The organism is Enterococcus sp. AMC1623 (assembly GCF_058216495.1).
The window spans coordinates 2,027,685-2,043,663 of sequence record NZ_CM177096.1; the positions used below are offsets into that span (position 1 = coordinate 2,027,685).

The 15,979-nt window shown below is 36.2% G+C and carries 13 protein-coding genes and 2 other annotated features; of the genes, 3 read left to right on the forward strand and 10 right to left on the reverse strand.

What is annotated here, in order from left to right:
* Positions 1-79: 79 nt before the first annotated feature.
* From AC4BC7_RS09855 to AC4BC7_RS09875, 5 genes are all read right to left on the reverse strand, one after another.
* On the reverse strand, positions 80-886 hold the full coding sequence (locus AC4BC7_RS09855; RefSeq protein ID WP_207871572.1) for an amino acid ABC transporter substrate-binding protein: 807 nt from the start codon (positions 884-886) through the stop codon (positions 80-82).
* 12 nt (positions 887-898) lie between these two features.
* Complete coding sequence (locus tag AC4BC7_RS09860) at positions 899-1,534, reverse strand: amino acid ABC transporter ATP-binding protein (RefSeq protein ID WP_207871573.1); 636 nt, start codon at positions 1,532-1,534, stop codon at positions 899-901.
* Between the two features lie 12 nt (positions 1,535-1,546).
* Complete coding sequence (locus AC4BC7_RS09865; RefSeq protein WP_207871574.1) at positions 1,547-2,188, reverse strand: amino acid ABC transporter permease; 642 nt, start codon at positions 2,186-2,188, stop codon at positions 1,547-1,549.
* Positions 2,189-2,365: 177 nt separating this feature from the next.
* Positions 2,366-2,598: a binding site (T-box leader), on the reverse strand.
* Positions 2,599-2,731: 133 nt separating this feature from the next.
* Complete coding sequence (gene pepT, locus AC4BC7_RS09870; protein WP_207871575.1) at positions 2,732-3,952, reverse strand: peptidase T; 1,221 nt, start codon at positions 3,950-3,952, stop codon at positions 2,732-2,734.
* 17 nt (positions 3,953-3,969) lie between these two features.
* Positions 3,970-5,625 (reverse strand): peptide ABC transporter substrate-binding protein, encoded by a 1,656-nt coding sequence (locus tag AC4BC7_RS09875; RefSeq protein ID WP_490502754.1) that lies wholly within the window; start codon positions 5,623-5,625, stop codon positions 3,970-3,972.
* A gap of 55 nt (positions 5,626-5,680) precedes the next feature.
* Positions 5,681-5,914: a binding site (T-box leader), on the reverse strand.
* A 172-nt stretch (positions 5,915-6,086) separates the two neighbouring features.
* Between AC4BC7_RS09875 and AC4BC7_RS09880 the strand changes: the two genes are divergently transcribed.
* From AC4BC7_RS09880 to AC4BC7_RS09890, 3 genes are all read left to right on the forward strand, one after another.
* Complete coding sequence (locus AC4BC7_RS09880) at positions 6,087-6,953, forward strand: helix-turn-helix domain-containing protein (RefSeq protein ID WP_490502755.1); 867 nt, start codon at positions 6,087-6,089, stop codon at positions 6,951-6,953.
* A gap of 117 nt (positions 6,954-7,070) precedes the next feature.
* A complete protein-coding gene (locus AC4BC7_RS09885; protein WP_207871578.1) occupies positions 7,071-8,174 on the forward strand; it encodes an ABC transporter ATP-binding protein in 1,104 nt (367 codons plus the stop codon).
* Between the two features lie 186 nt (positions 8,175-8,360).
* Positions 8,361-8,741, forward strand: coding sequence for a YccF domain-containing protein (locus AC4BC7_RS09890; protein ID WP_207871579.1), 381 nt, complete (start codon positions 8,361-8,363; stop codon positions 8,739-8,741).
* Positions 8,742-8,861: 120 nt separating this feature from the next.
* On the opposite strand, the gene AC4BC7_RS09895 is transcribed toward AC4BC7_RS09890, so the two are convergent.
* The 5 genes from AC4BC7_RS09895 to AC4BC7_RS09915 all read right to left on the reverse strand — a co-directional run bounded on the left by AC4BC7_RS09895 (position 8,862) and on the right by AC4BC7_RS09915 (position 15,965).
* A complete protein-coding gene (locus AC4BC7_RS09895) occupies positions 8,862-10,301 on the reverse strand; it encodes a glycoside hydrolase family 1 protein (RefSeq protein WP_490502756.1) in 1,440 nt (479 codons plus the stop codon).
* A 157-nt stretch (positions 10,302-10,458) separates the two neighbouring features.
* Entirely contained in the window at positions 10,459-12,531 is a 2,073-nt protein-coding gene (locus AC4BC7_RS09900) for a DNA topoisomerase III (protein WP_490502757.1), read from the reverse strand.
* On the reverse strand, positions 12,479-12,841 hold the full coding sequence (locus tag AC4BC7_RS09905) for a DUF1033 family protein (protein ID WP_207871582.1): 363 nt from the start codon (positions 12,839-12,841) through the stop codon (positions 12,479-12,481). Before AC4BC7_RS09905 ends, AC4BC7_RS09900 begins: the two co-directional genes overlap by 53 nt.
* Positions 12,842-13,483: 642 nt before the next feature.
* Positions 13,484-15,226 (reverse strand): ABC transporter ATP-binding protein, encoded by a 1,743-nt coding sequence (locus AC4BC7_RS09910; RefSeq protein WP_490502758.1) that lies wholly within the window; start codon positions 15,224-15,226, stop codon positions 13,484-13,486.
* A gap of 16 nt (positions 15,227-15,242) precedes the next feature.
* Entirely contained in the window at positions 15,243-15,965 is a 723-nt protein-coding gene (locus AC4BC7_RS09915) for a MarR family winged helix-turn-helix transcriptional regulator (RefSeq protein ID WP_490502759.1), read from the reverse strand.
* Between the last annotated feature and the right edge of the window lie 14 nt (positions 15,966-15,979).

Here is a 15,979-nt window from a genome sequence, read left to right on the forward strand (position 1 = left end):
TCTATGATCCCTCTTTTCATCTCCCATCATTATACAAAAAAAAGAAGAGGAACACAAAAGTCCCCCATCTTTCTCAAGCTTAATCGATTGTCACATCTTTTCCAAACCATTTTTCGCTAATTTTCTTGAATTCGCCATTATCGCGTAATTCAGCTAGCCCTTCATTAATTTTTTCAGCTAGTTTTTCATCGTCTTTACGCACGCCAACTGCAAAACCTTCTTGGGCAAAGGTACTATTAATTAAATTAAATTGATCCAATTTGTTCATTTTGGTTAGGTAATATTCTGCATATACGCTATCAATCAATACGCCATCGATACGTCCTGTTTCTAAATCGATAAAGGCTTCATTGAAACTTGCATAAAGCGTTGCATCGTTGTCTTTGACCATATCTTGTAAGACTTCTGGTTGTTCAGTAAAAATTTTATAACCAGAAGAACCTTCTTGGGCACCTAATACTTTATCTTTCATTTGGTCTAATGAATCAATCCCAGAATCTTTTTTCGTTACAAGCACTTGATAGCTTTGCATATACATATCAGAGAATAAAACTTTTTTCTTACGTTCGTCATTGACTGTGTAGCCATTCCAAATCATATCAATAGTTCCGTTGTCCAATTCGGTTTCTTTCATCGCCCAATCGATTGGTTGGAAGGTTACTTTGGTATCTGTTAAATCAAAAACAGCTGTTGCTAAATCTACGTCAAAACCGGTTAGCTCCCCATCATCATCACGAAATCCCATTGGTACAAATGTATCATCTAATCCGACAACGACTTCTTTTTTATCCGCACCACTACCAACATCTTCTTTTTTGTCACCAGTGCCACATGCACCTAATAATAAAATACTTGCTGCCATCAATAAACCAGTTAATTTTTTCATTTTTTCTTCCTCCTATTTTACAGGTGATACTTCTAGTAGATTATCTGCAATATTTTTTGCAAAATCCAAATCGTGTGTGACTACGATTTGCGTAACGCCTTGTTTCTTCAAATCTAAAATTAAGTTTTCAACTTGTTGTCGTAATGCTGGGTCTAGTGCACTAGTTGGTTCATCATACGCCAGCACTCGTGGATTCATCGCCATTGCTCGAGCGATAGCTACCCGTTGTTTTTGTCCTCCAGACAGTTGATAAGGATATTGCTCTAGTAAGGTTGCTAAACCTAATTGTTCTGCTAATTGTTGCGCTTTTTGAGTATAAATAGCCTTGTCTTCTTTTAATACTAATTTAGGAGCTAACGTGATATTCTCAAACACACTAAGATGTGGAAATAATTGAAAATCTTGGAAAACCACCCCAACAACTTGTTCTTGTTCTTTCAAATTCATTGGATTAAATTTTTTGCCATCCAATAAAAAATCACCACTATCAATACTTTCCAAACCAGCAAGTGTTCGTAACAATGTCGTTTTCCCACCACCAGAAGGACCGACAATTGCTAGGATACTGCCTTCTGAAATCGATAAATTCAACCCATCGATGATTGTTCTGGAACCAAATGATTTTTTGATATTTTTTAGTTCTAACATCCTTTTTCCCTCCTATCGATAGTAATCTAATCGTTTTTCAACTTGCTTCAAGACAACGGTAAAGAAGCCTGTTAATGCTAAATAAATAATACCTACACCAATTAGCGGTAACAATGTTGCTTCACGTTCCATAGCGATTTTTCCAATTCGCATCACATCAGATAATCCTAAGATATAAATCAATGACGTATCTTTGACTAAGCTAATCACTTCATTTCCAACAGAAGGTAGCGTAATTTTACCAACTTGTGGAATAATAATTTTCGAAATTGTTTGCCATGGAGTTAAGCGTAAAACTTGTGCAGCTTCATATTGCCCTTTAGGAATTGATTGAATCCCTCCACGAAAGATTTCCGCGAAATAGGCAGCATAATTTAAAATAAAAGCAAAAACTGCTGCTTCAAAACGATCTAATACAATTCCTACCGTTGCCAGCCCATAAAAAGCAAAAATTAGTTGTAGTAAAAGCGGCGTACCACGCATTAACCAAACGTAAGTCTGTACGATAGATTTAAAAAATTTAGACTTACTAGATAAAACAAATGCCAATAAAATCCCTAATGGAATAGAACCAATGAGTGTAAATAGAAATAATTGAATTGTTACACCCGTCCCTTTAAATAATTGCGGAAAAACTGAAATAAGAATATCCATTTTATTACCTCCTTGTATTGTTGCCTGTTATTAGCAAAAGAAAAAACCACGCAAGCTGCCCTTGGTTCACCCAAGAGGACGCAGTTTACGTGGTTCCACCTCATTTCATCTTCTCTTCACAGAAAAAGACCTTCTATGGTTGTTGATAAAATAAAAAAAGCCCTCTAGCCGCATTGGCTAAAGGACGTAAATTACGTGGTTCCACCTTTTTTCATCTATTCCTCACAGAATAAATCTCATGAAGTTATCTATCAATAACCATCGCTGTAACGGGCTTCCCGGGTTTTCCTACTAGTCTTCAAAAAACCGACTCCAAGATGTGTTTCACAATGAAGTTATTATCTCTTTTCACCAGCCAGAGACTCTCTTTTAATAAGCGACAATGTTACTCTTCTTTTCGATGTCTTTTCTTAAGTTGTTTCCTACTTTACATTCTTCTATGAAAGTTGTCAATCGTTTTACACGAAAAATATTCAGAAAATTCTATTTACTAAAAAGAAAATCCCTGCCCTTTCGTTTTTTGAAAGCACAAGGAACATTCTCTTAATATTTTGTTGCTAATTTGACAATTTCTACTAATGTCTGACTCGCTTTTTCCATCGCTTCTAACGTAATAAATTCATATTGTCCATGGAAATTTTCACCACCAGTAAAAATATTCGGTGTTGGTAGACCCATCATGGAAATTTTCGAGCCATCCGTGCCTCCACGAAACGGTTGTACATTCGGCGTAATGCCAATCGTTTGCATTGCTTCTTTAGCTAACTCGATGGCTAACGGGTGCTTATCAATCACTTGACGCATGTTGTAGTATTGGTCTTCTAATTGATACGTAATACGCTGTTTATCAAAGCGTTGGTTAATTGTCTCAATAATTCCGATAATCGTCTGCTTGCGTTGTGCAAATTTTGCTTCGTCATGGTCACGAATAATATAATTTAACGAAGCATGATCAATCGTTCCCGAAAATTTAGTTAAAAGATAAAAACCATCATAGTCGCGTGTTTTTTCAGGAACTTCCTCACTTGGCAATTGATTGTCGATTTCTTTTCCAAGTTGAATTGCATTTACCATTTGTTGATAAGCTGTTCCGGGATGCACGCTAGTTCCTTCAATTTCGATATCCAGTTTTGCGGCATTAAACGTTTCATATTCAAAATTTCCGACACGACCACTGTCCACAGTATAGGCATAGCGTACAGGAAATTTCTCTACTGGAAAACGATCAGCACCTCGACCAATTTCTTCATCGGGGCCAAATGCTACCCAAACATCTCCTCGTTCCAACTCTGGTTGGGCAATTAATTGGCGCAACATCTCTAAAATTTCGGCAACTCCTGCCTTATCGTCTGCTCCTAAAAGGGTTAACCCATTGGTGGTAATTAATGTTTCACCTACATAATCTTTTAGGTTGGGAAAATCCGAAACTTGCATCACAATGTCATGTTCAGCATTTAAGCAAACATCTTGTCCATCATAGTTTTCAATGACTTGTGGTTGATTATTTTCTGCATTAAAGTCTGCAGTATCCACATGTGCAATAAAACCTAAAGCCATTTTCTCCGGGTTTCCTGCTAATTTCCCTAAAACAAAACTATTTTCTTCGTCATATTCGACATTTTCTAATCCCAATTCACGTAAACGTTGCTCTAAAATTTTGGCTAGTTCCACTTGACCAGGAGTGGTTGGTATAGTTGCCGATTTTTCATCTGAACGTGTATTGATACGCACAAATTCTAAAAAATCATTTAATAATTGACTCACGTCTCTCATCCCTTTTTTTATTCTTCTACATAAGCTTCACGTAAATAGAAATAGTCTCCATATGAATGGTATACAATATCTTTTACTTTTGGATTCACTAAATAATTAGCCGCACTTTGATAAATTGGTACTTGTGCAGCATCATCTTCTAAAAGAATTTTTTCTGCCGCTTTGTAGTCTTCAAATGTTTTATTTTCATCATTTGCATCTACGGTAATGGCTTTTTCAACTAGCTCAGTATATTCACTATTGTCATATTCCCCATAGTTATAAGAAGAACCTGTGCGATACAAGTTGAAATAAGAATTCATATCGCTACTTCCAGCGATCCAACCAGAAATTGATAATTCATATTTTTTATCCGCACGCGCTTGGTTAACATTATTGGCTGGTTGTGGTGTAATTTCAATTTTCAAACCAGGTAAGTTGGTTTCTAGTTGGTTTTGCACATACTCTGAAACTTTTTTGCCGTTATCAGAATCATCGACCAGCAAGGTTAACTCAATTGAATCACCTAGCTCAGCAGTTGCTTGCTCCCATTCTTTTTTGGCTGCGTCTAAATCGAAGACGTTATAATCGCCACTATACGCACGGAAGTCCTCACCCGTTTCAGAGTTCGCATATAATTGTGCTGGAATTAACCCGTTCAAGGCAGTTGAACCATCACTTAAAACATTATTAACTAGACTCTCTTTATCAATCGCTAATGCTACTGCTTTACGGAAATGCACATTCCCCAATGCTTCAGTTGCTTTTTTATTAAAGTCTAAGAAACGATTAGCTACTTCTAGTTGTGAAACTAGCGCTTCATCATCTTTAAATTGTTGTACATATTGTCCTGTAATTTTTGTGAAATCTAATTCACCAGATTGGAACAAGTTAATTCCGGTATTATCTTCTTTAATAGTTGAACCTTCAACAGTCTTTAATTTCACTTTGTCTGCATCGTAATATTCTGGATTTGGTTTTAACGTCCATGTGTCAGAAGCAGGTGTCCAATCTTCTAAAATAAATGGACCAGAATAAAGCAAGTTCTCACTAGTTGTTGCATAGTCTGATCCTTCTTCAGTCACGTAGTCTTCATTTTGTGGTGCTAACCAACCAATCGAAACCACTGATAAGAAAGAAGGTTGTGGATTAATTAACGTTACTTCAAATGTTTTTTCATCTAACGCTTTTAATCCAATTGTATCCACATCAGCTTTTCCTTCACGAATGTCTAAACTATTAACCACGTTATCCAACCAATAAGCGTTTGGTCCCATTGTTTCTGGATTCACCAAACGTTTCCACGAGAATAAGAAATCATTTGCCGTAATAGGTGTCCCATCACTCCACTTAATATCTTCACGTAAATGGAAAGTATACACTTTGCCATCTTCGCTAATATCCACAGATTCAGCTAATCCAGGAACCGTTTGACTCTCTTCATCTAAACGATACAATCCTTCAAAAAGATGCTGTACGACTGTAAAGGTGACTTTATCGGTAGTTTGTGTGGTATCCAACGTTGATAATTGAGCCGGTAAACTTACCGCAATTTTTTGCTCGACACCACCTGCGGATCCACCTGAACTATCTGTCCCATCTGTTGCTTGTTTGCCTGTACTACATCCTGCTAAAACAATCGCAATTGCCCCTAAAGCAATTGTTGATTTCAACCATTTCTTCATTTCTTTCTCCTCCTTTTATAAATAAAAAAAGTCCTTTTACTAGTTTCAGAACCAGTAAAAGGACGAATTAATCGCGGTACCACCTTTATTCAGAAGCTCACACTTCCCTTACTCCAACATCACATCATGAGATTGGTGTTCATGGTTAACGGATGAACGTTCCCGAAACTGCTTACCTATCAACAGCTTTTCTCAGAGCTCATTTTTCAATTTGTTAAATTGGTTCTTTTCACCAGACAGAACCTCTCTGAAAATTTGCGAAATCTACTTTTCTCTTCAATGAATTTTATTATTAAATTTTAATAAAGTTTAGCTTAACTACTTCTCATTGTCAATGCTTTCGTTTGTGAAAAAAATAAAAGCATAAGAATAATTGGCGTATAATCAAAGTTGCTATACAATGCTACTAAGGACACACGAATGATGTGTAAGATTTTTTTATAGACAAGGTGGTTTTTTTCGTGACAATACTAGAGCTACAACAAATTTACCCTACGGCACAATTGCACACCTTTCCTACAGATGATGAAAATTTTTTATCGCTGTATTTAGAAGGACAATTTTTATGGATTCCACAACAAACTTTGACAATAACTGAAAAAAAAGTGTTGAAAATGTTAGCCGATACCATTGATACGACGCTACCAACTCATCATCCTTGGTATGCGACTCTTTTTCAAAGTGAAAGTGCCCCCTTAACAACGGGCGATTTCCGAGTGATTCAAGTTGAATTTACCAATCCTGAACAAGTCGATACCTATTCTTGGGATGAAGAAATCAAACGGATTTTTCCTCATCTAGTGGATCACTTCTTTATCAACGGAACCAAAAGTTTTTTAGTGGAAATTTATAGCGAAGATGCTTTACCTACAGAAGAATTAGAAGGTATCTTTTTAGCTTTAGACGGTGATTTTAATACCTATACGCGCGTATTTGTAGGGGCTTTTTACCCTGTGACCAGTGATTTTACAACGTTACTACAAGAAGAACAGCAACTTTTTCTTTCAATTACTAAACAAAATTTACCAACGAAATGTTGTGATCTTAAAAATACAGCGATTCATTATTTTGCCACTCATTTGATTAAAGAAAGTATGATGATGCGCCAATTAGCCAAACTTTGGTTTGAAGATGATGTCCATGATGTCATCTTAGCATTATGGAAAAATCAAGGAAATGTTAGTTCGGCAGCGAAAGATTTATTTATGCATCGCAATACCCTGCAATATAAAATTGATAAATTCCAAAAACAAACATTAACTAACCTCAAAGAAATGGATTCCCTCTTCTTATGCTATCTTTTACTCACGACTTTTGCTAAAAATTAACTCCTTTTACAATGTGCACAAAAAATCAAAAGTTTTTTTGTGCACGTTTACATTGTTAAAGTAAACCGTTTTCATTATAGTAAGTATATAAATTAAAGCGAAAGAAGGAATTCATTCATGGTAGAAATGGCCCTAACACACGTATATAAAAAATATGACAATGCAGATAAATATTCTGTTACAGACTTTAACTTAGATATTAAAGATCGCGAGTTCATCGTTTTCGTTGGACCTTCTGGTTGCGGTAAATCAACAACTTTACGTATGATTGCTGGTTTAGAAGATATTTCAGAAGGTGAATTATCAATCGGCGGTAAAGTAATGAATGATGTTGCTCCAAAAGACCGCGACATCGCGATGGTTTTCCAAAACTATGCCCTATATCCACATATGACAGTTTACGATAACATGGCATTTGGTTTGAAATTACGTAAATATGATAAAGCAGACATTAAATCACGTGTTGAAAATGCTGCTGAAATTTTAGGTTTAACAGAATATTTAGACCGTAAACCGGCAGCTTTATCAGGTGGACAACGCCAACGTGTTGCCCTAGGTCGTGCAATCGTTCGTGATGCAAAAGTATTCTTGATGGATGAACCTTTATCTAACTTGGATGCCAAATTACGTGTAGCGATGCGTGCTGAAATTGCAAAATTACACCAACGTTTAGAAACAACAACAATCTACGTTACTCATGACCAAACAGAAGCGATGACTATGGCTGACCGTATTGTTATTATGAAAGATGGTTTCATTCAACAAATCGGTTCACCAAAAGAAGTGTATAATACACCGAAAAATATCTTTGTTGCTGGATTTATCGGTTCACCAGCGATGAACTTCTTCAATGTAACACTAAATAATGGTGTGATTTCAGATGGTCATGGATTAAAATTACGTATTCCAGAAGGACGTAACAAAGTATTAGTAGACAAAGGTTATGAAGGTAAACAATTAGTCTTTGGTATTCGTCCAGAAGACATTAACAGTGAACAAGTAGCGATTGATGCTTCTCCAGAATCAACAGTTCGTTCTGAAGTTGTCGTATCAGAATTACTTGGTGCTGAAACAATGTTATATACAAGAATTGGTGACACAGAGTTTATCTCTAAAGTCGATGCGCGCGACTTCCACCGCCCAGGCGAAACAATTGATTTAGCCTTCAACTTAAACAAAGCGCACTTCTTCGATAAAGATAGCGAAGATGTTATCAAATAGTAGTTTCTTGTGATTATTATGGATTTGCCCCCATAATAATCATAGATAACTTATATAGTGTTTTCCTTATTTGTATCCCCCAGAAAAAGCATTGGTGAAAGCCAGTGCTTTTTCATTTTCAGTCTTTAGTCCCTGTTCTAAATTTTTCATCATGATACAATATAAGAAAATAAAGTAGGTGAGAACATGAAACTTTTAGGAAATATTATTTGGTTCATCTTTGGTGGATTCGTAGGCGGACTAGGTTGGGTCTTAGCAGGCTTATTATGGTGTATCACTATTATTGGGATTCCAATTGGGATACAATGTTTTAAACTAGCTGGTCTAAGCTTTTGGCCATTTGGCAAAGATGTCGTTTACAGTAGCAGCAGTGTCTCACTGATTGTAAATATCATTTGGTTAATTGTAAGTGGTTTGCCATTAGCTCTAACACATATTGTTAGTGGGTTAATTTTATACGTAACAATTATCGGTATTCCTTTTGGTAAACAATCATTCAAGTTGGCGAAACTAGCATTAATGCCATTTGGTGCAAGAGTTATTGACGAAGGTAGCTGGCGATATTAATCTTCGTAAACACATTTGTCTAACTATCCTCTCGCATTATTGAAGAAACGAATCATTTTAACAACGTAAACTGTCATATAAAAACGCTAGGTCTTTGATTGCTCAAGGCCTAGCGTTTTGTTATTTTGTAATTGTTGCTCCATTGGTACGAATCACTTCTTGATACCAGTAATAACTGTCTTTTTTATAACGATCTAACGAACCGCCTTCTTCATCTCTATCAACATACACAAAGCCATAACGTTTTTGATAACCGTTTAACCAGCTTAATAAATCGGTAAATGACCACGTGCAATAAGCCCACACTTCGCAGCCTTCTTCAACTGCTTGCATTAATTCATACACATGTGCATTTAAATAAGCAATTCGGTAGTCATCGTGAATTTCATTTTCGCTTGTTTTCTCATCAAAGGCTCCTAAGCCATTCTCAGAAATAACAATTGGTAAGTCATAACGGCTAGTAATTTCTTTACAAGCATAACGCAACCCTGAAGGATCAATCGTCCAATCCCAATCAGTTGTTTCCAAGTGAGGATTTGGTGGATTTTTATATACTCCCGGTTCACCGGTTATTTGACCAGAACCTTTTTTCCCAGTGGTGTTCATTTCGCCTGATTGTGTCACACCATCAATTGGATTGTATTCGACCACGGATGTTTGATAGTAATTGACACCCATAAAATCAATCAAACTCGCCGCTTTTTTCAACACTGAGGTATCTTCTTGGCTAACTGTTGGTGCGACTCCTTTTTTATCTAAATAAGCATAACCATTGCGTGGGTAACGTCCATAGGCATAGACATCCATCCACCAATAATTTTTTAGATTATCGTAATCTACTTTCGCCATTGCATTGACTGGTTGACAATCCACCGCATAACTTGGGCTATACGCGAAACTTGCACCAATTTTACCATCAGGAATAATTTCTTTGAAGGCGATTACCGTTTTGGCATGTGCTAAAAAGACATGATGATTCACTTGGTAATATAATTTTTCCTCGTTATGTTTACCTGGTGGGTGCATGCCATTCATCCAGCCAAAATTCGTAAAGATATTCTGTTCATTCACGGTAATCCAATAATTAACTTTACCTTTAAATGCATGGAAAAGATACGTTGCATAATTAACAAAATCATCAATCACTTGTGGGCTTTCCCAACCACCATATTCATTTTCTAATGCTTGTGGCAAATCCCAGTGGTATAGTGTAACCATTGGCTCTACATTATTTTTCAAACATTCATCAATTAACTCTTCATAAAATCGCAAACCAGCTTGATTGACTTCACCTTTACCATTAGGAAAAATGCGTGACCATGCAATTGAGAAGCGATAGGTTTTTAAGCCCATTTCAGCCATTAAAGCGACATCTTCTTTGAAGCGATGATAATGGTCAACAGCTAATTCACCAGTTGTTTCTTTATATGTTTTTCCAGGAATTTTAACGAACTCATCCCAATTTGATAAGCCTTTTCCATCTTCATTATAAGCGCCTTCAATTTGATAAGCAGCAGAAGCACTTCCCCATAAAAAGTTTTTTGGCATTGTTTTTTCCATAATTTCCCTCCTTAGTTAAACTCTCTTTATTTTCACTTACGAACCGGAAAAAGTCTAGTTACTATCTTTGATTTCTCATGACTTCCTAATTTCAAAAAAACGGATTCTATCTTTTAAAAAAAGCGTCACATTGCGTGAACAATGGGACGCTTTAACTTTATTTTTTCTCCATGGCAGCTTTCAGTGCAGCAGCTAATGGACTTTCTTGTGGTTCTTCTTGAGAATATTTTTTCATCAAACGTCGTTCTTCATGCTTCGTCATTTTTTTCTTTTGTTCTTTTTTTGTTGGAATTTTTTCAGTCGTGCCATCAAATTTGCAGCGGAAGTAGGCTCCATTTTTTCCTTCAATAATCTCCATTTTTTTATGACATTGTGGACAACGATGGTTTGATAATTTTGGATCTTTACGACGACGATAATTACAGTCATTACTTGAACATACATAAATTTTACCATCACGCGTATTTTTTTCTCGTAACAATTCCCCGCATTCAGGACATTTCTTTTGTGTTAGAGAGAAATCTTGGTATTTTTGTTCGCTATGCTTAACTTCTTTGACTAATTGTTTCGTATCGTTTTCTATTTGTTGTAAGAAAGCACCACTTGAAAATTGTCCTTTTGCAATTGCTTCTAGCTGTTTTTCCCATTTCTCTGTTAATTCTGGTGTAACAAGTGATGGATTAACGAGCTCTAACAATTGTTTACCTTTAGGAGAAACTTGCAGACCACTTGGTGTCCGTTCCATTAATTCTGATTTAATTAATTTTTCAATGATTTCTGCACGCGTTGCCGGCGTTCCCAAACTAAATTTCTCCATTTTTCCAAGCAAGGTTCCTTCATTTAAAGGTTTTGGTGGCGAGGTTAATTCTTTTTTTATAGCAAAATTTGGTGCAACGCTCATACCTTCTTGCCAGTTAATCGTGGAGGTTTTATTTTCTTCAGTTGTTTTCCAACCAGCTTCAACAATCTTATTTTGGGTAAAAATAAATTGTTCCGTATCAAATGCCACGGTGGCTTTTTGTTGGATTTTTTTGTGCGGTAATGCAAATAACATTAAGAAACGAATAACAATCATATTATAAATTCGTTGTTCATCGCTGGTTAATTTTGCATAGTTTGGTTTTTGTTCTGTCGGTAATAACGCATGGTGATCCGATACTTTCGCATCATTGAATACCGCTTTTTGCTGGACGACTGCACCATTTTTTAAATACGTTTTAACTTCTGGCGCAAAGTCTGAAACAGCTTGAAGGCGTTCTTTCATTGTCGCTTTCATGTCTGTTGTTAAATATTTACTATCTGTTCGTGGATAGGTCACAATTTTATGCGTTTCATACAAGCTTTGTACTAAAGATAGTGTCTTTTTAGCTGAAAAACCGTAACGCTGGTTTGCCTCACGCTGAATTTCAGTCAAATCGTAAGGTAAGGGCGCCGACTCTGTTTTGATTTTTTCCACAACTTGCATCACACGACCATTTTTTTTGCTCATTTTATTTACCAGTTGTTGGGCTTGTTCGTGCTCTTTCAAAGCATAAGGATTTTTTTGTACCAATCGAGCTTGTTCCTCACCTACAGCCAATTCAATGACATAATATGTTTGCGGTCGAAATTTTTCAATTTGTTGTTCTTGTTGACGCACTAAAGCAAGCGTTGGCGTCTGTACTCGTCCAGCACTTAAATTGTCTTGATATTTTACTGTTAGTGCACGGGTAACATTTAAACCAACTAACCAGTCAGCTTTTGCGCGCGCAATGGCTGATTGATATAAGTTGTCGTATTGTTGTGCAGGTTTCAATTGTGCGAAACCTGTTTTAATGGCCTTGTCTGTTTGCGAAGAAATCCAAAGACGCTTAACAGGTTTATCAAACCTCACCCATTCCAAAATCCAACGTGCGACAAGTTCTCCTTCACGTCCAGCATCTGTTGCGATGACTACTTCTGAAACATCTTTTCGTTGTGCTAATTGTTTAATTGCCTTTAATTGATGACCTGTTTTTGGTAAAGGCTTAATTCCTATATTTTTTGGAATCATTGGTAAAGTTTCCATTTGCCAACTTTGCCATTCTTTATTGATATCCTCAGGCATTTTTAGGCCTAACAAATGACCTAAAGCCCAAGTGACAATCACTTTAGGACCTTCATAGTAGTTCTTATGCTTTTGATTCGCTCCTAAAACCTTACTTAGATCTTTGGCAACGCTTGGCTTTTCCGCTAGAATTAGTTGCTTCATAAAATTCCCTTTCACTTTCAATTGTTAATGGTTGATAATCTTTTAGAAGAGCTAATCCTTTATATTGTTGCAAGTCTTCATCACATTCTTCGCACCAGCGTTCGTCACCATCATTCCAAAAAGCACTCAAGTAATTTGGTTTGGCATGAATATAGCTATATTCTGCGTAAACTGCTTGCCACTTTTTGCGATAAAATAATTGTGCTTCTTCTAATGCTGAAAAAGTCATTTCTTCTTGGATATCTGCTTGCCACTCTTCAAAAAACCACCAGGGTTCATTATCACCATACATGGTTATTACTTGATACATGGACTCCGCCCCTTACCTTCATTTATTACCGTAATATTAGTCAGTTTAACTAGAAGTTTCAAGCACCACGCTTGTGAAAGCCAATGCTTGTAAGGTTCGAAATCTATCATTTTGAATCATTCTATTCATGACAACTAGTATATCATAGTTTAAAAGACTATGAACTTGGGATTATTCTAGCTCCTTGTAAAAATACATGTACAATAATCACTATTATTTATTTCACATGAATAAAATTTATTGATAAATAGCCTTTTATACTGATTATTATATCCATAAAAAATAATAAAAAAACACATGAATCATAACCTAGGTAAATCCACGATATTTTTTAGATAATCCTTAGGTAATTTGTTTAAAAGTCTGCTTTATCAATCTATTTAGCAAGAGAATCCCCATGGTAAAATTATTTTCTAAGCTTCCGTTAAAACTGTCACTATTTTCTGTATTTTCTGATAAAAAAGTACCAGTTATTGACTAATCATACCGCCTAATACACCTATATTAATTGTGATTTTCCCACTTGTTTGTATGAACCATGCTTGTATATAAATACAAACGCCACAGAAAGTGTAGATCCTCCAGAAGTTAGCGCCAAAAACTAACTTCTGGAGGTCGGTACAAATCTCTGTGGTGTTTGTATTAGTTCAAAACTTGTTCTTGTACGTATTCACGATATAACGCATGATTTTGCAATAATTCTTGATGCGTACCTTGCCCTGTCACTCGACCATTTTCAATGAAATAAATTTGATTGGCACCTACAATTGTTGATAAACGATGCGCAATTACTAAAGTAGTCCGTCCATTCATTAATTTATCCAATGCTCGTTGCACTTTTTCTTCAGATTGTGAATCGAGACTGGCTGTTGCTTCATCCAACATTAAAATTTTAGGATCACGTAAAAATGCGCGTGCAATTGCAATTCGTTGTTTTTGGCCTCCCGATAATTTCACGCCACGTTCGCCAATTTCCGTTTCTAACGCTTCAGGAAAATCTCGTACGAAGTGATCTGCATAAGCTAGTTCTAAGCCGTGCCATAGCTCGTCATCTGTTAATTCTTTTTCTAAACCATAAACTAAGTTTTCTCGAATCGATCCTGCAAACACTGCACTGTCTTGTGAGACATAGCCAATTTGACTACGCCAATCAGCTATTTTAATCTCCTCTAAATTTTGAGTTCCAATAGAAATTTTTCCAGATATAGGTTGATAAAAACGTTCTAAGATAGAAAATACCGTTGATTTGCCCCCACCACTTGGTCCGGCAAAAGCAATGACCGTATTGGGATCGGCTCTAAATGAAACATTTTCTAAAACTAGACGATTTTCTTCATACGCAAAGGTTATATTTTCTGCAATAATGGTTTGTCCTTCGACATCAAAGGCTTTTCCTTCATCTGTTTTTTCAATTGTCGTTTGAAAAATACTATCGATTCGTTCAGTTGCTCCCATCGCCTTTTGAACTTGTGAAAAGAAAGTAGCAAAAGTGGCAATTGGCGCAATAATATTAAATAGATATAATAAGAAAGCAACTAATGATCCACTTGTTAAGGTGCCTGCTTGAACACGAATAGCTCCATAACCTAAAATGCCGACAAACATTCCTAACATAGCCGTCATCATAATCGGTTGTAAAATTGCTTCGACACGAGCATCTTTAATGCTAATTTTGAAAATATCTTGAATCAACGAGTTGCCCCGTTTTTCTTCGACTTGTTCACCATTGCTAGCTTTAATTAAACGTATTTCTCCAACTTTTTCAGTTACTTCACCACTAAACTTAGCAGTTGCTGCTTGTAATTGGCGTCCTAGTTTCATCATAATTCGTCCAATTGGCAACAAAATTAACGCAACAATTGGGATGATTAAAAACATAATCGATGCCATTTTCCAATCCATGATAAACAAAATAATCAAGGAACCAACTAATTGAATGGCACCCGTAATAAAATTAGGAAACTGTGATGCCACTAAATCTTTGACGACTCCAGTATCATTGACTAGCCGTGAAGCTGTTTCACCTGATTTATTTTGATCATAATAATCTACTGGTAAATAGAGTAATTGACGCCATAGTTTTTCCCGTAAAGATTTAACTACTGTTTCTCCAACATACCGCAATAAATACCCGCCAATTGCCCCAAAGACTAATTGGGAAACAAAAGCTAAGATTAAAACAACCAATAATTTACTATCGATTTGGGCTAACTGACTTGTGTCAATTAATCCTTTCGTTAACTGTGGTACAAGTAAACTTGCACCACTCGTTAAAATGCTTAAAAATAACCCAAAAGCAAACACAAATTTTTTAGGATTCACACTATTAATCAAACGCATAAAATCTTTTAATTTGTAAGTTGTTGTGGTATTTTCTTTTTCCATTTTACTCTCCTTACTATTAGAAATCTGTCCAATCGCTTTCTGAAGGTCGTTCTTGTTTTGGTGGACAAGGACGTTCAAATGGGCGACCACTGAACTCACGATGCATTCCTCGTTGATTGCGCATCATTTGCTCAAATTGTCCCTTCCACATCCGATTATCCATTCCAGCTTGGCGCAACTGACGCTTAAATTCACGATGCATCCGATGTTGTTCTTGATGAGACAATGATTGCCAATCGATTCCCATCATTTTTTCTCGTAAATGCTGAAATTCAGCTAGTCTTTCCATTGGATCATTTGCTCTAGTTTGATAAGCCTCAAATTCTTCTGGCCAACCGTCCACAATTTTATCTAAATAGTGACTAAACTGTTGTTGTTCTTCTTCTGTTAATCCAGCAAAAAATTGTGCACTTAAATCTTCTCGTACGTCTGATGTCTGAATAATGCGTTGACGGCCCACTTCTGTCAGATAAACACGTTTAATTCGTTTGTCATGTTCGTCTTCTACCCGCGTAACTGCTTCAGCTTTCTCTAATTTTTTAATTAATTCCGCTAATGAACTGGGACGTATATCCAAAAGTTCCGCTAAGTTTCCTTGGGTCATACCATCTTCTTTTCCTAAAAGGTTGATTACTTGCTGTTGTCCATCAAACCGTTGATTTTTTTGCAAAAATAATGTACGTGCAACACCGCTAACTGCTTCAATTTGTTTGAGCAATTGCATTGTAAAGTGACTCATATTCTTCACTCCTT